The organism is Limosilactobacillus coleohominis 101-4-CHN (assembly GCF_000161935.1).
In the GTDB taxonomy this organism is placed as follows: Bacteria; Bacillota; Bacilli; order Lactobacillales; family Lactobacillaceae; genus Limosilactobacillus; species Limosilactobacillus coleohominis_A.
Window position 1 is genome coordinate 67,002 of record NZ_GG698807.1, and the last position, 24,217, is coordinate 91,218.

At 43.3% G+C, this 24,217-nt stretch carries 17 protein-coding genes and 4 pseudogenes; 20 read left to right on the top strand and 1 reads right to left on the bottom strand.

Features of this window, described 5'->3' with window-relative positions; all coding sequences use genetic code 11:
* Nucleotides 1-46: 46 nt before the first annotated feature.
* The 16 genes and pseudogenes from HMPREF0501_RS08330 (at nt 47) to cls (ending at nt 17,904) form a co-directional block, all read left to right on the top strand.
* Entirely contained in the window at nt 47-1,708 is a 1,662-nt protein-coding gene (locus HMPREF0501_RS08330; protein ID WP_006917567.1) for a formate--tetrahydrofolate ligase, read from the top strand.
* A gap of 161 nt (nt 1,709-1,869) precedes the next feature.
* Nucleotides 1,870-2,355, top strand: coding sequence for a 5-(carboxyamino)imidazole ribonucleotide mutase (purE, locus tag HMPREF0501_RS08335; RefSeq protein WP_006917568.1), 486 nt, complete (start codon nt 1,870-1,872; stop codon nt 2,353-2,355).
* A complete protein-coding gene (gene purK / locus HMPREF0501_RS08340) occupies nt 2,321-3,472 on the top strand; it encodes a 5-(carboxyamino)imidazole ribonucleotide synthase (RefSeq protein WP_155801181.1) in 1,152 nt (383 codons plus the stop codon). Before purE ends, purK begins: the two co-directional genes overlap by 35 nt.
* A gap of 65 nt (nt 3,473-3,537) precedes the next feature.
* Nucleotides 3,538-4,833: an adenylosuccinate lyase gene (gene purB, locus HMPREF0501_RS08345; RefSeq protein ID WP_006917570.1), complete on the top strand. Its 1,296-nt coding sequence runs from the start codon at nt 3,538-3,540 to the stop codon at nt 4,831-4,833.
* An 84-nt stretch (nt 4,834-4,917) separates the two neighbouring features.
* A pseudogene (locus HMPREF0501_RS08350) lies at nt 4,918-5,517 on the top strand (HAD-IC family P-type ATPase); the annotation flags it as partial.
* A 220-nt stretch (nt 5,518-5,737) separates the two neighbouring features.
* Complete coding sequence (purC, locus tag HMPREF0501_RS08355) at nt 5,738-6,463, top strand: phosphoribosylaminoimidazolesuccinocarboxamide synthase (RefSeq protein ID WP_006917572.1); 726 nt, start codon at nt 5,738-5,740, stop codon at nt 6,461-6,463.
* Entirely contained in the window at nt 6,456-6,701 is a 246-nt protein-coding gene (gene purS, locus HMPREF0501_RS08360; RefSeq protein ID WP_040456268.1) for a phosphoribosylformylglycinamidine synthase subunit PurS, read from the top strand. Before purC ends, purS begins: the two co-directional genes overlap by 8 nt.
* Before the next feature lie 2 nt (nt 6,702-6,703).
* Nucleotides 6,704-7,378, top strand: a complete 675-nt coding sequence (purQ, locus tag HMPREF0501_RS08365) for a phosphoribosylformylglycinamidine synthase subunit PurQ (protein WP_006917576.1) — start codon at nt 6,704-6,706, stop codon at nt 7,376-7,378.
* A 12-nt stretch (nt 7,379-7,390) separates the two neighbouring features.
* A pseudogene (gene purL / locus HMPREF0501_RS08370) lies at nt 7,391-9,622 on the top strand (phosphoribosylformylglycinamidine synthase subunit PurL).
* Nucleotides 9,598-11,061, top strand: a complete 1,464-nt coding sequence (gene purF, locus HMPREF0501_RS08375; RefSeq protein WP_006917578.1) for an amidophosphoribosyltransferase — start codon at nt 9,598-9,600, stop codon at nt 11,059-11,061. The pseudogene purL and the gene purF overlap by 25 nt, the downstream one beginning before the upstream one ends.
* Nucleotides 11,058-12,084 (top strand): annotated as a pseudogene (purM, locus tag HMPREF0501_RS08380) (phosphoribosylformylglycinamidine cyclo-ligase). The gene purF and the pseudogene purM overlap by 4 nt, the downstream one beginning before the upstream one ends.
* Nucleotides 12,085-12,093: 9 nt before the next feature.
* Nucleotides 12,094-12,672 carry a phosphoribosylglycinamide formyltransferase gene (gene purN / locus HMPREF0501_RS08385; RefSeq protein ID WP_040456270.1) on the top strand — a complete coding sequence of 193 codons (579 nt, stop codon included), beginning with the start codon at nt 12,094-12,096 and terminating at the stop codon, nt 12,670-12,672.
* A 7-nt stretch (nt 12,673-12,679) separates the two neighbouring features.
* Nucleotides 12,680-14,218 carry a bifunctional phosphoribosylaminoimidazolecarboxamide formyltransferase/IMP cyclohydrolase gene (gene purH / locus HMPREF0501_RS08390; RefSeq protein WP_006917581.1) on the top strand — a complete coding sequence of 513 codons (1,539 nt, stop codon included), beginning with the start codon at nt 12,680-12,682 and terminating at the stop codon, nt 14,216-14,218.
* A gap of 22 nt (nt 14,219-14,240) precedes the next feature.
* Nucleotides 14,241-15,497 (top strand): phosphoribosylamine--glycine ligase, encoded by a 1,257-nt coding sequence (gene purD / locus HMPREF0501_RS08395; RefSeq protein WP_006917582.1) that lies wholly within the window; start codon nt 14,241-14,243, stop codon nt 15,495-15,497.
* Between the two features lie 126 nt (nt 15,498-15,623).
* Complete coding sequence (locus HMPREF0501_RS08400; RefSeq protein ID WP_006917583.1) at nt 15,624-16,319, top strand: 2,3-diphosphoglycerate-dependent phosphoglycerate mutase; 696 nt, start codon at nt 15,624-15,626, stop codon at nt 16,317-16,319.
* An 85-nt stretch (nt 16,320-16,404) separates the two neighbouring features.
* Nucleotides 16,405-17,904: pseudogene (gene cls, locus HMPREF0501_RS08405) on the top strand (cardiolipin synthase).
* 76 nt (nt 17,905-17,980) lie between these two features.
* Here the strand turns inward: cls and bsh are convergent.
* The gene (gene bsh, locus HMPREF0501_RS08410; RefSeq protein WP_006917586.1) at nt 17,981-18,967 is read right to left on the bottom strand and encodes a choloylglycine hydrolase; all 987 of its coding nucleotides are present in this window, start codon (nt 18,965-18,967) and stop codon (nt 17,981-17,983) included.
* A gap of 138 nt (nt 18,968-19,105) precedes the next feature.
* Between bsh and HMPREF0501_RS08415 the strand changes: the two genes are divergently transcribed.
* The 4 genes from HMPREF0501_RS08415 (at nt 19,106) to HMPREF0501_RS08430 (ending at nt 23,759) form a co-directional block, all read left to right on the top strand.
* Nucleotides 19,106-20,281 carry a pyridoxal phosphate-dependent aminotransferase gene (locus HMPREF0501_RS08415; protein ID WP_006917587.1) on the top strand — a complete coding sequence of 392 codons (1,176 nt, stop codon included), beginning with the start codon at nt 19,106-19,108 and terminating at the stop codon, nt 20,279-20,281.
* Between the two features lie 136 nt (nt 20,282-20,417).
* Nucleotides 20,418-21,335: a hypothetical protein gene (locus HMPREF0501_RS08420; RefSeq protein WP_155801182.1), complete on the top strand. Its 918-nt coding sequence runs from the start codon at nt 20,418-20,420 to the stop codon at nt 21,333-21,335.
* A 145-nt stretch (nt 21,336-21,480) separates the two neighbouring features.
* Nucleotides 21,481-21,852 (top strand): cupredoxin domain-containing protein, encoded by a 372-nt coding sequence (locus HMPREF0501_RS08425; protein WP_040456273.1) that lies wholly within the window; start codon nt 21,481-21,483, stop codon nt 21,850-21,852.
* Nucleotides 21,852-23,759 carry a copper-translocating P-type ATPase gene (locus tag HMPREF0501_RS08430; RefSeq protein WP_006917590.1) on the top strand — a complete coding sequence of 636 codons (1,908 nt, stop codon included), beginning with the start codon at nt 21,852-21,854 and terminating at the stop codon, nt 23,757-23,759. Before HMPREF0501_RS08425 ends, HMPREF0501_RS08430 begins: the two co-directional genes overlap by 1 nt.
* Nucleotides 23,760-24,217 lie beyond the last annotated feature (458 nt).

The window sequence follows — 24,217 nt, forward strand, 5'->3', positions numbered from 1 at the left end:
CTAATAGTTCTTGTTTTTAGGGGTTTGTTTTAAGGAGGACCAATTAATGTTAACAGATATTGAAATTGCCGATCGTGCTGAAATGGAACCCATTACGGAAATTGCTGCTAAACTTGGTTTAAGTGAAGATGATATTGAACAATATGGTAAGTACAAATCAAAATTACAGTTGCCGCTAAAAAAGGATGCTAATAAGAAACATCGGTTGGTCCTCGTGACTTCTATTAATCCAACTCCTGCCGGCGAAGGTAAATCCACAGTGCTGGTCGGTCTGGGCGATGCAATGAATAAGTTAAACCACCAAACGATTATTGCAATGCGGGAACCATCTATGGGACCAGTCTTCGGTATTAAAGGTGGGGCCACCGGTGGTGGTTTCAGCCAGGTCGTCCCAATGGAAGATATTAACTTACACTTTACAGGTGACTTGCACGCACTCACGAGTGCTAACAATACCTTAGCTGCCCTCGTTGATAACTACATCATGCGAGATAACGAATTGAATCTGGACCCCCGGCGGATTATTTGGAAACGAGTTGAAGACGTTAACGACCGTGCTTTACGAAACGTGGTGACGGGCCTTGGCGGAGTCATGCAAGGGATTCCCCGGGAAACGGGCTTTGATATTACTGCAGCTTCTGAATTAATGGCCATTTTGTGCCTGTCGACTGATTTGATGGATTTGAAACGGCGGGTTGGACGAATCGTGGTTGGTTACACTCGAGATAAGGAACCAGTAACCGTCAGTCAGCTGGGCTTTGAAAATGCTATTACAATCTTGCTGAAGGATGCGATTAAGCCGAACCTCGTCCAAACGTTGGCTCATACACCAACCATTATCCATGGAGGGCCATTTGCCAATATCGCGCATGGATGTAACTCAGTTTTAGCTACTCAAGCGGCAATGAACCTAGCGGACTACACAGTTACTGAATCAGGATTTGGTGCAGACCTAGGTGCAGAAAAGTTTCTTGATATTAAACGGCGGGTCTTAGGTAAGACGCCAGATGCAATGGTGATTGTAGCTACCGTACGGGCGCTGGAATATAATGGTGGTGCCCAACTGGCTAGTTTGAAGGATGAAAATCTTCCAGAACTAAAGAAGGGAATGGCAAACTTAAATCGGCATATCAAGAATATGCAACGGTTTGGGATTCCACTGGTAGTCGCAATTAATCATTTTGTAACTGATACAGATGCTGAAATTAAAGCGATTGAAGACAACTGTAAGCAACTCGGTGTGAACGTATTGGTTACTGATGCATGGGCTAAGGGTGGTGACGGTGCCCTCGGCTTAGCTAAGGAAGTGGTTAAGCTGGCCGATCAACCAAGTACGTTCCATGAACTTTATGATTTAGATCAAACTCCGGAAGAAAAGATTCGGACGATTGCTACGCAGGTATATGGCGCTAAGGACGTCGTGTTCAGTAAGAAGGCCCAAAAGCAGCTCAAACAATTTACTGATTTGGGCTGGAACAAGCTTCCTGTCTGCATTGCGAAAACGCAATACTCATTTACTGATGATCAAACACAATTGGAGGCACCGACGAACTTTACGTTCCACATTCGAGAACTGGTTCCAAAGCTGGGAGCAGGGTTCATTGTGGCCTTGTCTGGCAATATGATGACAATGCCGGGGTTAGCAAAGACTCCAGCGGCCGTCAACATGACAATTGATGAAAATGGGACAATTACTGGGTTATTCTAAGGTGAATAATTCGATAATTGTAAAAAAAGACATAGAATGTCGTAATGATGTTCTATGTCTTTTATTTATATACGAACTATGATTCGGCAATCAACTATATTGTTCTTGTTTCATTTCGATAAGTTTGGTACCCTAAAGGAGATCTAAGGAGGGAATGACTAATGAGTAAAGTTAGTGTTGTGATGGGGAGTAAATTGGACTGGCCAACGGTTAAGGAAGCCTGTTTGATTTTAGATCAATTTGGGGTTGATTATGATAAACGAGTGATTTCTGCACACCGGATGCCAAATGAAATGTTCGCTTTTGCGCAAAACGCAGTAAAAAATGGCACCGCGGTTATTATTGCTTGTGCAGGAGGGGCCGCTCATCTTCCGGGGATGATTGCAGCTAATACACCATTGCCCGTGATTGGCATTCCTGGCCAAACAAAGGCTTTGGGCGGGATGGACTCACTGCTTTCGATTGTCCAGATGCCGGCAGGAATTCCGGTGGCAACCACGGCAATTGGAGTTCCAGGAGCCAAGAACGCAGCTTTATTAGCGCTCCAAATTTTAGGAATCACTACTTCAAAGATTCAACAACAGATCGTTCAGTATCGGCAACGGATGCACGATGAAGCAAAAGAAAGCGGGAATCATCTTGACTAATTTTATTCAACCGGGATCAACCATTGGGATTATTGGCGGTGGTCAATTGGGCCAAATGCTGGCTTTATATGCAAAACAAACAGGGATGAAAGTCGTTATTTTGGATCCAACGCCACACTGTCCAGCTGGCCAAGTCGCTGATGAACAGATTATTGCTTCTTATGAAGACGTCGCAGCAATTCAAGAACTTGCCCAACGGGCGGATGTTTTAACCTATGAATTTGAAAACGTTGATTTAAGGTCATTAGAAGATGTGGCAGATCATTCGTATGTTCCACAGGGAACAAATTTGCTATACATTACAAAGGATCGTATTCGGGAAAAGACCTTTTTGCATCAAGCAGGATTGAAAACAGCACCTTTTCAGTCTGTTCATAGTTCTCAAGAACTGGAAAATGCAGTGGCAAACATTGGTTACCCATGTGTTTTGAAAACGTGTGAAGGCGGTTATGATGGTCATGGTCAAGTGGTTTTGCATCGAGCAGCCGACTTAGCAAAATGTGCAGAGATTTTAAAGACACAAAATTGTATTTTAGAAGGCTGGGTTCCTTTTAGAATGGAATGTTCTGTAATGGTGGCTCGTAACGAACGGGGAGAGATCACTACGTTCCCAGTAGCCGAAAATATTCATCATAATGAAATTCTGCACATCAGTATTATTCCGGCTCGGATTTCACCAGAATTGCAAAGACAAGCGCAACAGATGGCGGAACAAATTGCGAAGGCAATTAATTTACGGGGAATTTTAGGGGTGGAGATGTTTGTTGGCCAGGATGACCAAATTTACATCAATGAATTAGCACCCCGCCCGCATAATTCTGGTCACTATTCGATTGAGGCATGTAACTTTTCCCAGTTTGCCATTCATAATCGGGCGATTTGCAATTGGCCGCTACCACAAATTAGACTTTTACAGCCTGTAGTAATGGTGAATGTACTGGGACAACATGTTGCAAAAGTCCGTCAGCAAATCGCTCAACACCCTACTTGGCATTTTCATGATTATGGAAAAGCAGAAATTCGTCATAACCGAAAAATGGGTCACGTAACGATTTTGACAGATGACGTTGAACAAACCCTCCATGAAGTGGTTGCCAGTGAAATTTGGCAGAAATAGTTTTCCAAATTAATTCAAATCATTATAGAATAGAACTATTGAGAAAAAGAAAGGATTTTAAACCCATGATTGATCGTTATACTAGTCCAGAAATGAAGCATATTTGGAGTGACCAGACTAAATACCAATGCTGGTTGGAAGTTGAAATTGCTGCAGATGAAGCCTGGAGTAAACTGGGCCACATTCCAGCGGAAGATGTAGAAAAAATTAAGCAAAATGCGAAGTTTACGGTTGAGGGGATTAACGAGATTGAAGCAGTAACTCACCACGATGTGATTGCCTTTACGCGGGATGTTTCTAAGTCGTTGGGACCTGAACGGAAATGGGTTCATTATGGAATGACGAGTACCGACGTTGTTGATACTGCTCAGGGTTACCGTTTAAAAAAGGCGAATGATTTATTACGCCAAGATATTGAAGATTTTATGCAAGTCTTAAAAGAAATGGCGGAAAAATATAAGTACACGGTCTGCATGGGTCGAACTCACGGGGTACATGCTGAACCAACCACGTTCGGTTTGAAGGCTGCCCGTTGGTATTCAGAAATGAAGCGTAATCGGCAGCGGTTTGATGAAGCTGCTAAAGGGGTGGAAGCTGGTAAAATTTCTGGAGCAGTCGGCACTTTTGCTGAAATTGATCCATTTGTGGAAGAATACGTTTGTAAAAAACTAGGTATTCGTCCGCAGGAAATTTCAACCCAAGTCTTAACACGGGATTTACATGCTGCTTATGTTGCCGCGATTGCGCTCGTTGGGACCAGTCTGGAAGAGATGGCTACCGAAATTCGTTCATTACAACGAACAGAAATCCATGAAGTTGAGGAACACTTTGCCAAGGGGCAAAAAGGTTCTTCTGCAATGCCACATAAGCGGAACCCAATTGGTTCAGAAAACATTTGCGGTTGTGCACGGATGCTGCGGGGATACATGGTACCAGCCTATGAAGACGTTTCATTATGGCACGAACGAGATATTTCACACTCAAGTGCTGAACGAATGATTTTGCCGGATGCGACCTCGTTATTGGATTACATGCTGAAGCGCTTTGGTCGGATTTTAAAGAATTTAGATGTCTTTCCAGAAACAATGAAGAAGAATATGGATAAGACGCTTGGCTTGATTTATTCTGGACGGATTTTGCTAAAGTTAGTTAATTCAGGGATGACCCGGGAAGCGGCATATGATTTAATTCAACCATACACCGCTAAGTGCTGGGCTGAACAAATTCCGTTCCGGCCATTGCTAGAAGCTGATTCAACAATCCAAAAGCAATTAACCAAGAACGACTTGGATGATGCGTTTGACTATCATTGGCATTTACGCCATGTTGATGATATCTACAAACGGATTGGGTTAGATTAAAAACGTAGTGCTTTGTAATACCTCTCCGAAACTGTTAGGAGTAACCTAGCAACTTCGAGAGGTATTTTTTGTGAGGAAAATTTGGCTATTTACGTGATGATGGATGGTCACTATTGGGGCCATATTGAATTTCAAGACCAGCTTCGCAATGAAACACCGCAGGCAATTAGCAAGTTACGGGACTGTGGTGTTCAAACGATTATGATGTTGACTGGCGATCAAGACCGAATCGCCCAACGTATTGCAAGTAAAATTGGTATTACGCAAGTCTTTGCGGGATTATTGCCAGAACAAAAGGTCATGCATCTGCAACAGCTTCCTGATCATAAACGGCCCAGCATGATGGTTGGCGATGGTGTGAATGATGCGCCAGTATTGAAAGTGGCCGATGTTGGGGTTGCCATGGGTGCACGTGGTTCGACCGCTGCTAGTGAATCAGCGGACGTGGTGATTCTAGCGGATGATTTACGCAAAGTGGCGAATGCTGTTGTGATCGCTCAAGACACATTACGGATTGCTAAACATGCCGTTTGGATTGGAATCGCGGTGTGTGTGATTTTGATGTTAATTTGTAGCACTGGGGTGGTACCAACGATTATTGGCGCCTTTTTGCAAGAATTTGTTGATACGATTTGTATCTTATGGGGCCTTCGGGCACGGCATGATTTTAAAAATCTAATGTAAATAAAATGACCAACTAGCTGAACAATAATTGGCTAGTTGGTTTTTAATTTTGGCATTTTTAGAAAATCACGAACAATAGCGAATAAATAAAATTAAAAGTTTGGATATTTATTGACAGATTTACAATCAATTGATATGCTCATGATGTTCGATAGCGAACTCAGATAGTTATTTGTTTTATAAAGTTCGTGTTTTATTCAAAAAAGGAGCGATTTTACCCATGGGTGAACTGTTATATTCCGGAAAAGCAAAACAAATGTGGACAACGGAGGATCCGGATTTATTACGCGTTGTCTACCTTGACCAAGCAACCATGTTGAATGGCAAACGAAAGGACCATTTTGTTGGTAAAGGGACAGCTGCCAATGATATTTCAACGTTAGTTTTTGAATATCTGATCCGCAAAGGAATTCCAACTCACTTTGTAAAACGGCTCTCGCCAACGGAAGAATTAGTAAAAAAGTGTGAAATGATTCGATTAGAATTTGTTACCAGAAATATTGTTGCGGGGCATTTTGCCTCACGCTTCGGTTTAAAGGAAGGAACGCCATTAGACCAACCGGTTGAAGAAACATTTTATAAGAGTGATGAACTAGATGATCCCTTTGCTAACGAATCAGATGCGATTGCCATTCAAGCATGCACGGCGAATGAATATCAACAATGTTGGGAGTTAGCACGGCGGTGTAATGTGCTATTGACTGCGCTTTTTGCAAAGGCAGGGATGAAATTAGTTGATTTTAAGCTTGAGTTTGGCAAGTTGGCAGACGGTACTTTGGTTCTCGCAGATGAATTTTCACCAGATAATTGTCGACTGTGGGATCGTGAAACAAATGCCCACTTGGATAAGGATGTTTTCCGAAAGAATCTGGGGGATATTACGACAACTTATGATGAAGTATATGAACGTTTGCAAAAGGTAGTCATGGAGGAAAATGATGATTAAAGTTCGAGTTTTCGTCACCTATAAACAATCAGTTTTTGATCCCCAAGGGGATACGATTGCTAAGACCGTTCACGCCATTGGTCATTCTGAAGTTGAATCTGTGCAGGTTGGTAAGTTTTTTGACTTGAGCTTAAAAACCACCCCAGACCAAGTGGCAACGGTCGTTAAAGATATTGCGACGAATTTATTGGTGAACTTCAATATGGAAACTTACACTTACCAAGTGCTGGAGGGCTAGTTATGAAGATTGCAGTCATTGTCTTTCCTGGTTCTAACTGTGATGTTGATATTTATGAAGCGCTGGCGACCGTTTGCCACGCTGATGTCCAATACGTTTCCCATCGTGAAAAAAGTCTGGCCGGTTTTGATGCGGTGATGCTGCCAGGGGGCTTTTCATATGGTGACTACCTGCGGGCAGGAGCGCTAGCACGGTTTACAAACATTATGCCGGCAATTATTCAAATGGCTAACGAAGGGAAACCAGTCTTTGGGACTTGCAATGGATTTCAAATCTTAACTGAAGCTGGACTATTGCCGGGAGCTTTAAAACACAACAATAGTCAGCAATTTATTTGCAAAACGGTTCCGTTAGAGGTGGTAAATAATCAGACATTGTTTACCACTGAATATCAGGCGCATGAACGAATTGCGTTACCGATTGCCCATGCTGATGGATGTTATGTTGCCAGCAAGGAGACGCTTGACCAGTTGGAACAAAATCACCAAGTGGTCTTTCGGTACGCAGCTGAGAATCCAAACGGCTCTTTGAGAAATATTGCTGGGATTACAAATCAGCGAGGAAATGTCTTAGGGATGATGCCACATCCAGAACGGGCGGTGGAAGCCCTGCTAGGAAATACAGCTGGGCGGCGTCTCTTTGAGTCACTGTTAACAAATGGCACCGTAAAAGCATAGTGAGGGAAAACGATGAAGCAAGCAATGACACCAGAAGAAATCAAAAAGCAAAAGCCTTACCTTGATTGGAGTTTGACGGAAAAGGAATATAACTATATTGCCGATCGACTATTAGGCCGTTTACCAAACTATACGGAAACTGGATTGTTTGCGGCGATGTGGAGTGAACATTGTTCTTATAAAAAATCAAAGCCGGTTTTACGACTTTTCCCGAATAAAAACGCACGGGTTTTGCAAGGCCCGGGTGAAGGCGCGGGAGTAGTCGATATTGATGATGGACAGGAAGTTGTTTTTAAGGCGGAGAGCCATAACCACCCAACGACAGTGGAACCTTATCAGGGTGCCGCAACCGGGGTGGGCGGAATTCTCCGGGACATCTTTAGCATGGGGGGGCTCGCCCAATAGCGTCGCTGGATTCACTACATTTCGGTGAATTAACGGATCCTCAAATGCGGATGAAAGTGGCACAGACAGTTAAAGGCATTGGTGACTACGGAAACTGTATGGGGATTCCCACAGTGGCCGGTGAAACAACGTTTGACCCCTGCTATCAAGGTAATATTTTATGTAACGCCATGAGTGTTGGTTTGATGAATCAAAAAGATCTTCAGCAAGGGAAGGCCGCCGGAATTGGCAACGCGGTGATGTATGTGGGTGCCAAAACCGGACGTGATGGAATTCACGGAGCCACCTTTGCTTCTGCGGACTTTTCTGATGAGAACGCGACGCAACGTTCCGCCGTTCAAGTCGGTGATCCGTTTATGGAAAAACTGCTGATGGAGGCGTGTTTGGAATTAATTCAAAAGCATGCTGATTGGCTGGTTGGAATCCAAGATATGGGAGCTGCCGGAATAGTCTCCTCCAGTGCTGAAATGGCCAGTGAAGGTCAAAGCGGTATGAAATTGAATCTGGATTTAGTACCACAACGAGAAACGGAAATGTCCGCGTATGAAATTATGCTGAGCGAATCCCAAGAACGGATGCTGCTTTGTGTAGTGAAAGGCCATGAAAAAGATGTTCGAGAAATCTTTCACCGGTATGATCTAGATGCGGTCACGATTGGACGGATTATCGAAGGCCACGATTACATTCTCGAACATGACGGTGAAGAGGTTTGTCACATTCCGGTATCAACGTTAACGGATGATGTTTTAGAAGAACCCAGTACTGAACGGGAACCGCAAGTTTGCAAACAGCTCGAGAAGTACCAGCTTGGCAGCCAATTGTGAATGAATCGGGACAAGTGCTTCGACAACTGCTGCAACAAGCAACGATTGCCAGTGATGAAGCTTTAACGCAACAGTATGATACTCAGGTTCGGACTTCAACAGTGGCCGGCCCGGGTAGTGATGCTGGTGTGATTCGGATTCGTGGCTACCATAAAGGTTTAGCAATGACGACTGATGGGAATGGCCGTTTTGTTTACTTGGATCCTGAAATCGGTGGACAAATGGCAGTTACTGAGGCTTATCTCAATATTGTGGCGAGTGGTGCGGAACCATTGGCAATTACCGACTGCCTTAATTATGGTGACCCTAATGATCCGGAGATTTTCTGGGAATTGCACCATTCAATTGAAGGGATGGCGACTGCGTGCCGCATTTTTGATACTCCGGTCATTTCAGGAAATGTTTCTCTTTATAACGAGAACAATGGTCGATCAATTTATCCAACCCCGATGGTGGGCATGGTGGGTTTAATTAAAAATCTTGATCACGTGATTCCGTCATTTGCTACCCATGCCGGAGATGATGTTTACCTCATTGGTCAAACTGGTAATGATTATGCTGGATCGGAACTGCAAAAATTAATGACGGGGCAAATATCCGGCACACTATCAAAAGTCAACTTACAAAGAATCCAGGAATATTGTGGGCGCCTGCATTCTGAAATGGTGGCCGGTCACGTAACTGCTGCACATGATGTCAGTGAAGGTGGTCTTGGCGTCGCATTTGCTGAAATGCTATTTGCTGGTGAGACTGGAATGAATTTAGATTTACGTGATCTCACTGCTACGCAATTGTTCAGCGAAACTGCGGGACGGATGATAGTGACGGTACCATCAGCTTTTAAGACGGAATTTGAAGACGCAATGGGGAATGATGCCCAATGGGTTGGAACGGTTACTAACACTCATTGGTTAGAAGGACACCTGCAAGACGCGGATTTCAACGAAGACTTGGCGGAACTAAAAAGAGAATATAAGGGGGGGCGCTCCCGTGCCAGCTGAAGTTAAAGGATTAAATGAAGAGTGTGGTGTCTTTGGCATTTTTGGCGCACCACATGCGAATCAACTAACCTATCTGGGTTTACATACTTTGCAGCATCGTGGACAGGAAGGTGCCGGCATTGTGACGACTGATCATGAGGAAATGCATCAGCATCGTGACCGCGGACTGTTAGCCCAAGTTTTTAAAAATCAAGCGGATCTGGAAGGCTTGCTTGGCGATACTGCAATTGGTCATGTGCGTTACGGAACGGCCGGACGTGATGCCATCCAAAATGTTCAACCATTCCTCTTTCGCTTTCATGATGGCGATGTGGCGCTAGCCCATAATGGTAACTTAACGAATGCAGTCACATTACGTCGCCAGCTCGAAGATGAAGGGGCTGTTTTTCAGTCAGACTCGGATACGGAGATTCTCATTCACTTGGTGCGTAAGCACATTAAGGATGGTTTTATCCCAACCCTGAAACAAAGTTTGAACGAAGTTAAAGGCGGATTTGCATTTTTACTGTTGCAAAAGGATCGCTTAATTGCTGCTTTAGATCCGAATGGGATTCGTCCATTATGCATTGGCAGGCTCGCGAATGGTGCTTATGTGGTGGCAAGTGAATCTTGTGCACTGGATATCGTAAACGCCAAATTTGTGCGGGATGTTCAACCGGGTGAGCTATTGATTATTGATCGCGATGGTTTACACGAGGATCGGTATACGGACAACACGCAATTAGCGATCTGCTCGATGGAATATATCTACTTTGCACGTCCTGACTCAATTATTCATGGGGTGACGGTTCATAATGCTCGTAAACGAATGGGTAAATTGTTGGCACGTGAACATCCCGTGGAAGCGGATATGGTAATTGGGGTGCCGAATTCATCCCTTTCTGCGGCTAGTGGCTATGCTGAAGAGATTGGCCTGCCATATGAAATGGGACTAATTAAAAACCAGTATGTTGCGCGCACTTTTATCCAACCCACTCAGGCGTTGCGGGAACGCGGGGTCCATATGAAACTGTCGGCGGTACGGGGCGTGGTCCAAGGACGGCGCGTTGCGGTTGTGGATGATTCCATCGTTCGTGGAACCACATCGCGACAAATCGTGCAGATGTTACGAGCCGCTGGTGCCAAGGAAGTTCATATGCTGATTGCTTCCCCACCATTTAAATTTCCGTGCTTTTACGGGATTGATGTCTCCACGCGGGCAGAATTAATGGCTGCCCACTTTAGTGTCGAAGAAATGCGTCAACAAATTGGTGCTGATTCACTGAGTTTCTTATCGGTGCCCAATTTAGTTCAAGCAATCAACGTACCAGATGCAGGGACGGCACCTTATGGCGGACTGACCGTTGCCTATTTTAATGGTGACTATCCAACGCCACTTTATGATTATGAAGCTAAATACCTAGCCTCGTTGAATAAGCAGGAACGTCGTGAACGAAGGGAGCGAGAAGCGTGAGTCGTTACGAAGAAGCTGGTGTGAACATTGAAGCGGGTTACGAATTAGTGAACCGGATTAAAGAAGCGGTTAATAGCACCCATCGCCAGGGAATGATGACTGGAATTGGAAGTTTTGGCGGAATGTTTGATTTAGGTGAACTAAAATTTCGCCACCCGATTTTGATTTCTGGAACCGACGGGGTCGGCACCAAGTTACTGATTGCCCAGCAAATGAATCGACATTATACGATTGGTATTGACGTAGTTGCCATGTGCGTAAATGATGTTTTGGCTCAGGGGGCTGAACCCTTGTACTTTTTGGATTACATTGCAACTGGCCATAATGATCCTGCTAAAATGGCGCAAATTGTTGAAGGAGTAGCGACCGGTTGCCAGCAAGCAAACGCAGCATTGGTTGGCGGGGAAACTGCAGAAATGCCAGATATGTATTCTGAAGATGAGTATGATTTAGCAGGAACGGTTACTGGTGTGGTGGAAAAGGATGCCCTACTAACTAGTGCCAATCCAGAAGCAGGCGATATTTTGGTTGGGTTACCTTCCAGCGGGCTGCACTCAAACGGTTTTTCACTCGTGCGCCAGATTCTCTTTAAAGACCATCAGATTCAATTGAATGATCAACCAGAAATTCTGGGTGGTGAAACGGTGGGAACGACGTTACTGACCCCAACCAAAATCTATGTTCAAGCAGTTTTACCATTACTCAAAGACCATTTAAAGCCATATTACCGGTGGCGGTCTCCCCGAAAATGTTCCACGAATGATTGGTGATGCTTTACAAGCGCGGATCGATCCGCAATGTTGGCCACAATTACCCATTTTTAACTATCTAAAGCAACTGGGGCAATTGGCGGATGACGATTGCTGGAAGACCTTCAATATGGGAATTGGGATGGTACTAGCAGTTGCTCCTGAAAATGTTGAATTAGTTCAGAACCGCCTTGCTGAAGCTGGCGAACGCAGTTATCAAATCGGTCGTTTGATAAAGCGGCCCCAAGGCAGTACCAAGATTGAGATTAAGTGAGGTTGGACGATGAGAGTGGCAATTTTTGCTTCCGGAAACGGAACTAATTTTGAAGTATTAACCAAGCAATTTCAAAACCACCAGTTAGCCGGCAATGTTGTGTTGCTATTTTGTGATCATCCTGACGCTTATGTGATGAAAAGGGCACAACATTTGAATGTTCCAGCATTCAGTTGGACGGTTAAAGAAGCTGGTGGAAAAGAAGCCTATGAAAAGCGGCTTTTAAAGTTATTACAGACGCAAAAAATTGATTTGATTTTATTAGCTGGTTACTTGCGAGTGGTGGGTGCGACGATTTTGGATCAGTATGAGAGACGCATCATTAATTTACACCCCGCATGGTTACCGGAGTATCCTGGCTTACATTCGATTGAACGGGCGTACCGCGACCAAGCTTCTGAAACTGGCGTGACCGTACACTTTATTGATCGCGGCTTGGATACGGGGCCGATTATCATGCAAGAGCGGGTGCCAATCCACTCAGATGATTCACTAGCTGAACTCGAAAACCGGGTGCACGAAGTGGAGCATCGTCTGTATCCCCAAGCAGTTAAGCAGGTTCTAAGTCAATTAACAACAAAGGAGTAGATTACCAATGAAGCGTGCCTTAGTAAGTGTTTCTGATAAGACAAATTTAGTACCATTTGTTCAAGGATTAGCAGAGAATGACTTTGAAATTGTTTCGACCGGCGGCACCAAGCGAATTTTAGACGATGCTGGTATCAAAACCATTAGTATTGAAGAGGTGACCCATTTTTCTGAAATCTTGGATGGTCGGGTGAAGACTCTGAACCCGTACGTTCATGGTGGCCTATTGGCCCGGCGTGAAGTTCCTGAACATATGGCGACACTGAAAGAACACCATATTACCCCAATTGATTTGGTATGTGTAAACCTGTACCCATTCAAACAAACAATTGAAAAAGCAGGGGTCAGTTTAGCGGAAGCAATCGAAAATATCGATATTGGCGGTCCATCGATGGTGCGGTCGGCTGCTAAGAACTACCGTGACGTTACCGTAGTCACCGATATTAATGATTACGATCAGGTGCTAGCAGAAATTAAGCAAAGTGGGGAAACTACTTTAGCAACCCGCGCACAATTAGCGGCCAAGGCCTTTCGAACTACAGCAGCCTATGATGCCCTGATTGCCCAATACCTGACCGACCGAGAAGAATTAGCGGATCCGGAAAAGCTGACGTTAACGTACGACCTTAAAGAAACGATGCGTTACGGAGAAAATTCACATCAACAGGCCTGGTTGTATGAAGATGCTCTACCCAAGGCTTACTCGGTCTTGGCGGCCCACCAACTTCATGGAAAAAAGCTATCATATAACAACATCAAAGATGCAGATGAAGCGTTACGGTGCATTCGCGAATTCGATCAACCAACCGTTGTTGCAATGAAACACATGAATCCATGTGGAATTGGACGTGGTCAGACAATTGAACAGGCTTGGCAGCGTGCTTATCAAGCAGATTCAGTATCAATTTTTGGTGGTGTGATTGCCTTAAACCGGCCAGTTGATTTAGCAACGGCGGAACACATGCATAAAATTTTCTTAGAAATCGTGATTGCGCCAAGCTTTGATGATGATGCTTATCAATTATTAGCGAAAAAGAAAAATATTCGCCTACTGACGGTTGATTTTACTAAGAAAGATGAATCAACTAAACGTGAAGTTGTGTCTGTCATGGGTGGTTTACTAACGCAGGATCAGGATGTTTTAGAAGAAGATGCCCATGATTGGCAATGCGTAACTGAGGCGAAACCAACAGAAAGTCAATTACAATCGTTGATGTTTGCTTGGAAGGCGGTTAAACATGCTAAATCCAACGCCATTGTAGTTGCTAACGATGAACGTACATTAGGGGTTGGTGAAGGACAGCCAAATCGAATTGATTCATTAAAGATTGCGGTCAAACATGCTGGAGATGCCATTGATGACCGAACGGTGATGGCTTCGGACGCCTTCTTCCCGTTTGGGGATTGTATTGAATTTGCTGGTCAACATGGGATTAAAGCGGTTGTTCAACCCGGTGGGTCTATTCGGGATCAAGAATCAATTGATATGGCGAATAAGTACGGCATCGCAATGGTTACAACCGGTGTTCGCCATTTCCGTCACTAGGATTTGTTAAAAGGAGAACCGGATGACGCAACAACAAAATGTATTAGTAGTGGGTGAAGGTGGTCGTGAATTTGCCATTGCCAAGAAATTGCAAGAGAGTACCCATGTGCAACAGGTTTACTGTGCTCCAGGCAATGTCGGCATGGAATCTGTAGGTATCCAACAAGTTGACATTGCAGAAAATGATTTTCCTCGATTGATTGACTTTGCTAAGACCCATGAGATTGCTTGGACTTTTGTGGGACCTGAGGATAGTCTTGTGGAAGGAATTGTTGATGAATTTCATGCGGCTGGTCTCAAGATTTACGGTCCCACCGCACGCGCTGCCCAGTTAGAAGGATCGAAAGATTATGCCTTGAATTTTATGGATCATTATGGGGTTCCAACGGCAAAACACCATGGTTATCGTGATCAAACAGCGGCACTAAAGGGGCTGGATGAATTTGGTTTTCCATTAGTCATTAAAGAAAATGGTTTAGCAGGCGGTAAAGGAGTAGTAATTGTTCGGGATCGTGCAGAAGCAGTGAGAACAGTTGAAGAAATGTTTGCCAATGGTCAATCACGACTGGTGCTCGAAGAATGTTTGGTGGGGCCTGAATACTCACTTTTTTTGGCCTTGAGTAATGGTCATTATCGGATTTTACCAATGGCTCAAGATCATAAACGAGCTTATGATGGTGATCGGGGACCAAATACCGGTGGAATGGGCGCTTATAGTCCTCTCCCCCAATTAGCCAAAAATGATTATCAACGGATGATTGACGAAGTAGTAAAACCCACGGTCCAGGGATTGGTTGCTGGGAACTATCACTACCATGGGATTCTTTACATTGGTTTAATCATGACCGTTGCAGGGCCGAAAGTCATTGAGTATAACGTTCGATTAGGGGATCCGGAAACCCAAGTTATTTTACCCCGCTTAACAACGGATTTATACGAATTAGTTGATGCTGCATTAAAGGATGAGCCATTACCTGAGATTCAGGTTAGTGAACAAGCGACCTTTGGGGTTGTAGTTGCTGCGGAAGGCTATCCGCAAAAGCCTGTTCATGGACAACCACTAGTAAAATTACCGGCTATGGACGGGGTAGTAATTGACTATGCTAATGTGAAGGGTGATCTTAACCATTTGCGAGGTGCGGGTGGTCGTCTATTGATGGTTCTTTCGATGGCCGACTCTTTGCAAGTGGCACATGATCAGGTCTACCAGTACCTTGACCAACGCCATTTACAACAATGCTATTACCGCCATGATATTGGGTCTAAAGCTGGACTCTAGTAAGCAGGTGCAAATAAAAATTGGGTCAACCACTTGCTACCTATTGGAATTTATTTCCGAATGGATTAAAATATTGGGGTAATGCATTTTTATTGCGAGATTTAAGAAGAAAGAGGTCAATTGGACATGGCTAAATTAGTATTGATTCGTCACGGTCAAAGTGAATGGAACCTTTCAAACCAATTTACTGGTTGGGTTGATGTTGATTTAAGTGAAAAGGGTGTTGAACAAGCCAAGGCTGCTGGTAAGGCGATTGCTGAACATGGCTTGCAATTTGATTACGCCTATACTTCAGTTTTGAAGCGGGCAATCAAGACTCTGCACTACGCTCTTGAAGAATGTGATCAACTTTGGATCCCAGAATTTAAGACGTGGCGTTTAAACGAACGTCACTACGGTGCACTTCAAGGCCACAATAAGAAGAAGGCTGCTGAAAAGTACGGTGACGAACAAGTCCACATTTGGCGTCGTTCATACGATGTTTTGCCACCATTGCTGGGGGCAGATGACGAAGGTTCTGCTGCTAAGGATCGTCGTTACGCTAATTTAGACCCACGGGCAATTCCGGGTGGTGAAAACTTAAAGGTTACTTTGGAACGAGTTATTCCATTGTGGCAAGATGAAATTGCGCCAAAGCTTTTGGATAACAAGAACGTTATTATTGCAGCACACGGTAACTCATTACGTGCGCTCTCCAAGTACATTGAACAAATCTCTGATGAAGACATCATGAACTTGGAAATGGCAACTGGCCAACCAGTTGTTTACACCTTCGACGACAAGTTAAATGTGTTGGATAAGGAAAAGTACGACATCGACTAATGTTGATGAGTAATAATAAAAGGCTGGGTCTTAACTCAGCCTTTTATTTTGCAAATGGTTCAATCAAGCCGAAGGGAGCAGAAAAATGGTTTGGACATGGGATGTCATTAGACGAGTAATCGAAGTATTATGGCTGATTAATATTGGGTTTGCGATTTGGACGGTTTTCCGTAGTCGCCGGGATATTGCTTCCACCTGGGCATGGTTGCTAGTATTGACGGTCTTTCCGGTAGTTGGCTTTATTATTTATTTGATCTTTGGCCGTCAGCTTTCCCAGAACGATATTTTTACGATGCGTGCAGAAGACCAAAAGGTTCAAGAACACTTTTAAAAAAAACAGCACCGGTTAATTAATAAGCATCGTCTCTTACCAGCGGCTGTTAAACATACTAAGGACCGGATGATGGTCCAGGCACTATTAAATAATAGTGAATCTTTAATTACGTTTGATAATCAAGTGGAATTATTTACTGACGGGCACGTTAAGTTTGCACACCTAATTGATGATCTTAATCATGCTCACTCCATGATTAGCCTGGAATACTATACTTTTTATGATGATGGTTTAGGAAACCGGGTTTTACAGGCTTTAGAAAAGGCTGCGAGTCGTGGGGTTAAAGTCCGTGTTCTCTATGATGCAAGTGGTTCGCGTGGGACAAAGCCAAGCTTTTTTGCGCACTTACGGGAACTGGGTGGTGATGCCCAACCATTCGTTTCAGCTCCAGCACATTGGTTTATGACCCCGCGGATGAACTATCATTTACACCGTAAGTTAGTAATTATTGATCATCAAGTCGGTTATATTGGTGGTTTTAATATTGGTGATCAATACCTCGGTCTGGCCCCCAAGTTTGGTTATTGGCGGGATACTCATCTGCGGGTAGCTGGTCAGGCAGCCCAGATTATGGAAGTGCGGTTCGCAATGGACTGGAATACTAGTTGCCGACGTTCTCGACTCCCCAAAATGAATCTAGATCATACTTTAGGAAGTTTTACAATTAAGCGACCAACGAGTGAAGACATGCAACATCATGAATTAGTTCCAATGCAGATTGTTTCATCAGGGCCGGATAATCAACGATTTGCGATTCGGCGAGGGTATGAAAACCTCATTAGTCGAGCAACGCAGTATGTTTATATTCAAACGCCGTACTTAATCCCGGAACCTTCAGTGCTAGAAGCGTTAATCATTGCGGCCCATAGTGGAGTGGACGTGCGCGTGATGATTCCATGTAAACCTGATCATCCATTTGTTTACCGGGCCACGGAGTATTATGCTAAGTACCTGGTTAATAACGGGGTTAAAGTTTATAAGTATGATCATGGCTTTATTCACGCCAAGACCATGGTGGCTGATGGCACCTTAGCATCGGTCGGTTCAGCCAATATGGATTATCGAAGCTTTAGTTTGAATTTTGAAGTGAATGCCTTTACTTATAGTCATGAGTTAGCGGAGCGCTTGCGGGACGCATTTGAACAAGATTTACAACAATCCACACGTCTGACGCCGGAATACTTTGATCAACAAACCAGATGGCACCAATTTAAAGAGTACTTCTCACGATTATTGTCGCCCATCTTATAAAAAAACGAAATAGGGTTCCAGAAGTTCGGTTTTACCGAGTGCTGGAACCCTATTTGTGGATCGTGTGTTCTAGATTTTAGTTCACATGATTGATTGCTTGTTGGTTAATAAATGGGTAAGAAGTTAATTGCTGGCTAGCTAAGTCGACCTTATTCATATCCACACAGTTGATTTGATTGTTGGTGTAGGTTGTGTAGTAAAGGCTTCCCTTATCTAGATCATAGCCGACCGTGTAAATTGTGTATTCAAACTTAGCGGGGTTAGTTGCAACTTGGTCAAGACCGCTTTGCTGTTCGACCGAGTGCATCACGTGGAATAATTGAGTAATGTTGGCAATTTCATCATGCTCTGGCCAGTTGGCATTGTATTTATTAAAGGTGGCCCGAACAAAACGACTTTCAGCGTCCATTCCGCCAGGGAGGTTACGAGTACCTAATCCACGGCTGTAATCAGTTAAGTTGACTTGGTCAGAAAATGTGTTGGCAAGGGTGTTAGCTGATAAAGTACGGTAATTATTGAGGTTGAAGAGTTGTTTGGGGAATGAAGGGTTATTAGTTAATACACCAACGGGATCGTCATAAACATGGACACCATCGCGATCGCTTTCAACGACGATGGCGGATGTTTGATCAGCGATTAACCAGTGTAATGGAGAAGCAGGCAAGTTAGGACTGAATTGCCGGTTAGTAACGTTGACATTCGTTAATAATTTTTTAGCTTCATCAACAGTTGCACATTGACCTAAAACCCATGGTATTAATTCAAAGGAGGCAACATTTTTGTATCCAGCTTTGCTGTCAGCGTAGAAAGCATTGTCAGGATAATTAAGGCCACCCATTGCTAGTCCGTGCTCATTGGCAGCGTCGAAGTATAAGGGATAGTCATTCATCACAGCAGCAACCCCTATCAAGGCATAATGTTGATTAAGATCATCAACTTCGTGAAAATTGAACGGCTTGTTACGTGGTGTAATCACCACCTGTTGGCCGTATGATATTTCTAAATCCAGATTGCGGCCAAAATAATGATGATTAGCCACAGTAAAACTCATTGCAGTACACATAATAAGACATCCTTTCCTGATAGAGTACTTATAAAACGATTTTAGTCAATTATAGGCCCTTTTTTGTCAACGAAAAAGGATTTGCTTTATAATAAAGTTAGTGGCTAATAATTTATTTTACTGAGGGGGTCGTTATTAATGGTTGAAATGAGTAAACACATGCGTGATTCGTTACAAAATGTGCCGAGTCAAAAGATTTTTGATTTTTCCCAATTTACGAGCACGATTGATGACATTATTCAGTTAACGATTGGTGAACCGGACTTCAATACGCCGGAACATATTAAACAGGCGGGAATCCAAGCGATTGAGAATAATCATACTCATTATGCTCCACAACGTGGAACGACTGGCTTATTAAAAGCAGTGAGTGGCTATCTAAAGGACACGACCGGAGTTGATTATGACCCTCAGACGCAAATTTTGGTGACAAATGGGGTCACCGAAGGAGCGTTTGCGGCATTGAATGCAATTGTTAATCAGGGTGATGTTGTATTAGTGCCGACACCAACGTTTTCGATTTATACTGCTGATGTGGCCATCGCTGGCGGAACGCCCGTGGAAGTCGACACTTCACCTGCAAACTTCCGCCTCACTCCAGAAATTTTAAAACCTTATTTGGCTAAGTATGGTGATCGGGTTAAGGCCGTTGTGGTAGTTAACCCATCTAACCCAACGGGAGTGGCGATGAATCAAGTGGAATTGGATGCAATTGCTGATTTAGTACGGGGCAAGAATATCTTTATTCTAGCGGATGAAATCTACAGTGAGCTTTGGTACGATGGTCAAGCTGCTTCAATTACCAAGTCATTACCGGAACAGACAATTCTCGTCAACGGACTTTCTAAGAGCTACGCAATGACCGGCTGGCGAGTTGGCTACCTAGCGGCACCAAAGGATGTTGTAGCGAATATCTTTAAGGTTCATGCATTTGCGGTGACAGACGTATCCACTTTTGTTCAGGATGCAGCCAAAGAGGCTCTAACAAACGGCCGTGAAGATTATCGACCAATGGAAGAGGCATATATAAAACGTCGGGATGTAATGAAGTCAGCGTTATCGAAGATGGGTTGGCAGTGTACGGCACCTCAAGGAGCATTTTATATCTTTGCTCGGATTCCTGATTTTCTAGACCAAGATGATGAGCAGCTTGCCTATGATATGGCTAAGAAAGCTAAAGTAGCCGCAACGCCAGGCTCTTACTTTGGTAAGTGCGGTGAACATTACATTCGTTTTAGCTATGCGACAGCGCTGGATAAAATCCAAGAAGCAATGACGCGGCTAGCGAAGTATTGCGCTGATCAGCGAAAGTAATTGTGATTAAAATACGAAATTTATTTAAAACAATCATGACACGGTTGAGAAATCAGCCGTGTTTTGTTATGTTAAGTTCGTTAGCTTGTGCTATGATAAAGCATAGTTTTGCGAAATGTTAAGAGGAGAGAAAAGAATGAAAAAAGTTTCTTTAAAAGGTTTTATTGCTGAATTAAAGTCCAGCATGAAGGGCGAATACTTTAACGCTCTGTGGCCAGTGGGTGGTTTCTTTATTATTTTTATCGCCCTCAGTGCAATCTTGATGTTCTTTTTCCAAGGGATTGCCAGTTCAATTATGATGAACATCATGATGGTTATGTATGGGATGACTTCAGCTGGTGCGATTGGACTAGCATTATTAGAATTGTTGGTTGCATTAGTGCTCATGCTAGCAGTGAACTTTTTCTATGGATTTATTCAAGCGGCAATTCAATATGCGTATGTTGCCCGTTTTCGTAACACGGATACCAAGGTGACGGCAACGAGTATTTGGGCGCAATATAAGCGACTGAACAAAAACCAACTATGGCGTTTGGCATTGTATATCGGCCTGTTCATGTTCCTGTGGACACTTCCATTAGATATCATTGCAGGAATTTTTGCACGTAATCAGGTGGTCGTTATTACCTGTCGGGTGTTGAACTTGCTTTTGGTGATCTGGAAGTCACTGCAGTACTCTCAAGCTTATTTCTTATATAATGACCAGCGCCCTGAATTTCTAGGACAATCAATGCGGCATGCTTTAACGGCAAGCAAACGGTTTATGCGTGGTTTGAAGTGGAACTTATTGCTAATCGCAGTTATCACGATTGTGCTGCCAATCGTTGTTTGGCTTGCCATCTTTGGTGGCCTTGGTTACTATGGTATTTACACAGCAACTAACTTCTGGATTTGGTTCGGTTTTATTGTTGCTTTTCTTGGGGTAGTGGCTTGGTTGCCGATAACTTATGCAGCAACAGCACTTTACTATCAACAAACAGCGCCTGAGCAAAATTTGGATACCATTTTTGCGGGGACCTTTAAATCAGTTGAAGAATTAACTGGTCAAAAATAATTAATAACTATTTATAGAAGGAGAATGACTGAGCAGGTGCTTGGTCATTTTTTATTGGCTTAGTGTTGACAAACGTAAACACTGGAACTAGACTAATAATACAAATTAAGATTACATGCGTAAACGAAAAAGGATGGCGAGAGCGATGCAAACAATGATGATTTTAGTGATTGCGGTTCTATTAATTGGGACAATTATTTGGTGGTTCTTTGGTAAACATGAACAGGCGGTTGAAACTGCCCAAGCCCAAAATAACCATCAAGAGGCAACAGTGGTGGTTAAAGGGGGATACTCTCCAGAAACCATTATTTTGAAAAAGGGAGTTCCAGCAACGCTTAACTTTAAAATGAAGGATTCAACCGCCTGTCTCTCACATGTGGTCTTTGATGAATTGGGAGTCGATCGTGATCTAACAAAGCAAAAGGTTACTAGTATCAATATCCCTACTGACCAAGCTGGTGACGTTGACTTTGCTTGTGGGATGAATATGTTTCACGGAAAGGTTGTTGTTAAATAATGCGACTTAACATACAAAAACGGTTTTGGATTTCTTTGATATTCAGTCTTCCATTGTTAATTCAAATGATTTTGATGCCTTTCCACTTCATGATTCCCCACTATGAGGTAATGGCATTTATAGTGACGACAGTAGTTATGGTTGTTGGTGCGTGGCCGTACTGGGTTAGCGCATGGGCAGCGTTTTTGCGACACAATTCAAATATGAACACCCTAGTTGCAATTGGAACGCTGATTTCTTATGGGTATAGCATTTTTGCCATGACTACAGGCCGGCCGGTTTATTTTGAAAGTGCTGCCTTCATTACGGTTTTTGTTTTGCTCGGTGATCTGATGGAAGAACGGATGCATCAGCGGGCGTCAAATGCGCTGGCAAAGTTGCTGGATTTACAGGTTAAACACGCCTTAGTTCATAAAAACGGTCAATATATCGCTACTCCAATTGAACAAGTTAAAGTTGGCGATGAAGTTCTCGTCAAACCAGGTGAAAAGATCCCCCTTGATGGGATTGTAACGAGCGGTTCGTCAACAGTTAACGAATCCATGATTACAGGAGAAAGTATGCCGGTTAGTAAGCGACCTGACGATCAGGTTGTTGGCGCGACTATCAATGGTGAAGGACGCTTGTTAGTGCGTGTTGCTAAGGTGGGCCAGGGAACCATGCTGGCGCAAATCGTTGAAATGGTGAAGAAGGCACAGACGAGTCGGGCACCAATTCAAAATTTGACTGACAAAATTTCGCAATTTTTTGTTCCAACAGTCCTGATTATCGCGATTCTAACTTTTACAATTTGGATAACTTTTTGGCATGCCTCACTGGTTCAGGCGATGCTGTATGCGGTATCGGTAATTGTGATTGCTTGTCCCTGTGCATTGGGGTTAGCGACCCCGACTGCGTTGATGGTTGGAACTGGACGGGCGGCTAAGTTAGGAGTTTTAATTAAAGAAGGACAAGCCTTAGAAGTTGTTGATCAACTAAAAGCGGTGATCTTCGATAAAACTGGAACAATTACTACTGGGAAACCGGTTGTGACGGATGTAGTTGGCGATCAAAGATTAACTTTGCACATTGCTGGGAGTCTTGAGCAAGCTTCAGAACACCCGTTAGCGGATGCGATCGTTCGAAAAGCAAAGGAGACACAGGTTCAATTTGCTCCGGTCGATCAGTTTAAAGCAGTTCGCGGCCATGGAGTTCAGGGAATGATTAAGGGTGAACTTGCATTTGTTGGTCGTCGAGAGATGGTCATTCAATTGAGTAATGATTTGAAAGAACGTTGGAAGAAACTTGAATCAGAAGCTAAGACTGTGGTAGCCGTTTCACTAAAAAATCAAGTAGTGGGACTAATTGCAATTCAAGATGCACCTAAGCCGACGAGTGCTGAAGCAATTCAAAAATTAAATGCTCGTGGGTTACGAACTGTGATGCTAACGGGTGACAACCAAACGGTGGCTGCGACAATCGGTCGACAAGTAGGAGTTCAAAAGGTAATTGCAGAAGTATTACCAAACGAAAAGGCAGACTATGTAACGCAGGAGCAAAAAAGTGGCAAGGTTGCTTTTGTTGGTGATGGTATTAATGATGCGCCAGCGTTAGCAAAAGCAGACGTTGGAATAGCGATGGGTTCAGGAACTGATATTGCGATTGAGTCTGGAGAAATTGTGTTAGTGCAAAATGATCTTTTAGGGGTAGTAAAGGCATTAGAAATCAGTCGGAAGACTTTTGATCGGATCAAACTGAACCTTTTCTGGTCACTAATTTACAATGTAGTAGGCATTCCGATTGCGGCTGGGTTATTTACCGGTTTTGGATTGGTTTTAAGTCCTGAGATAGCGGCGCTGGCAATGGCGTTCAGTTCTGTTTCTGTGGTTACTTCGTCACTAATGTTAAATCGAACAAAGATCAATTAAGTTAGAATAAAATGGCGCTGCTTATTTGCATCGCCATTTTTAATGATTAAAAGTTCATATTTGAATTTGAGCTTGATTTTCTAAATCGAAAAAAGCTTAAAAAGTTTATGATATTTTGTTGACAAACACTGGTGAGTAATTTATAGTATATAACCGTTGTCGCAATGATAACGAGATGCCAATTTCAAAATTCAAAAATTATTGTTGACATTAATATTATAGTTTAGTAAACTATAATAGTTGTCTGTTAAAAGAGGTCTGGATAGTAATTTTAAATTGTAAAAATTGACTATTGACAGTTAGCGGATGATGTGTTAGAATTAAATTGTTATTTTACTCTTGTAGATAACAAGGTAGACCTTTGAAAACTGAATAAAGTTTCGACGAATCAAATGTGTGGGGTCTTTGATCGCAAGATCAAAGCAAAAACATTTGCGAAGTCAATTTCGCTTTAAGTT

Bases quoted from the DNA above. Each gene is read 5' to 3' on its own strand.
- purH (WP_006917581.1), top strand. From the start codon at position 12,680: ATGAAGCGTGCCTTAGTAAGTGTTTCTGATAAGACAAATTTAGTACCA.
- purN (WP_040456270.1), top strand. From the start codon at position 12,094: ATGAGAGTGGCAATTTTTGCTTCCGGAAACGGAACTAATTTTGAAGTA.
- HMPREF0501_RS08420 (WP_155801182.1), top strand. From the start codon at position 20,418: ATGAAAAAAGTTTCTTTAAAAGGTTTTATTGCTGAATTAAAGTCCAGC.
- purQ (WP_006917576.1), top strand. From the start codon at position 6,704: ATGAAGATTGCAGTCATTGTCTTTCCTGGTTCTAACTGTGATGTTGAT.
- purC (WP_006917572.1), top strand. From the start codon at position 5,738: ATGGGTGAACTGTTATATTCCGGAAAAGCAAAACAAATGTGGACAACG.
- purB (WP_006917570.1), top strand. From the start codon at position 3,538: ATGATTGATCGTTATACTAGTCCAGAAATGAAGCATATTTGGAGTGAC.
- purK (WP_155801181.1), top strand. From the start codon at position 2,321: ATGAAGCAAAAGAAAGCGGGAATCATCTTGACTAATTTTATTCAACCG.
- bsh (WP_006917586.1), bottom strand. From the start codon at position 18,967: ATGTGTACTGCAATGAGTTTTACTGTGGCTAATCATCATTATTTTGGC.
- HMPREF0501_RS08400 (WP_006917583.1), top strand. From the start codon at position 15,624: ATGGCTAAATTAGTATTGATTCGTCACGGTCAAAGTGAATGGAACCTT.
- purS (WP_040456268.1), top strand. From the start codon at position 6,456: ATGATTAAAGTTCGAGTTTTCGTCACCTATAAACAATCAGTTTTTGAT.
- HMPREF0501_RS08425 (WP_040456273.1), top strand. From the start codon at position 21,481: ATGCAAACAATGATGATTTTAGTGATTGCGGTTCTATTAATTGGGACA.
- HMPREF0501_RS08430 (WP_006917590.1), top strand. From the start codon at position 21,852: ATGCGACTTAACATACAAAAACGGTTTTGGATTTCTTTGATATTCAGT.
- HMPREF0501_RS08330 (WP_006917567.1), top strand. From the start codon at position 47: ATGTTAACAGATATTGAAATTGCCGATCGTGCTGAAATGGAACCCATT.
- purD (WP_006917582.1), top strand. From the start codon at position 14,241: ATGACGCAACAACAAAATGTATTAGTAGTGGGTGAAGGTGGTCGTGAA.
- HMPREF0501_RS08415 (WP_006917587.1), top strand. From the start codon at position 19,106: ATGGTTGAAATGAGTAAACACATGCGTGATTCGTTACAAAATGTGCCG.
- purE (WP_006917568.1), top strand. From the start codon at position 1,870: ATGAGTAAAGTTAGTGTTGTGATGGGGAGTAAATTGGACTGGCCAACG.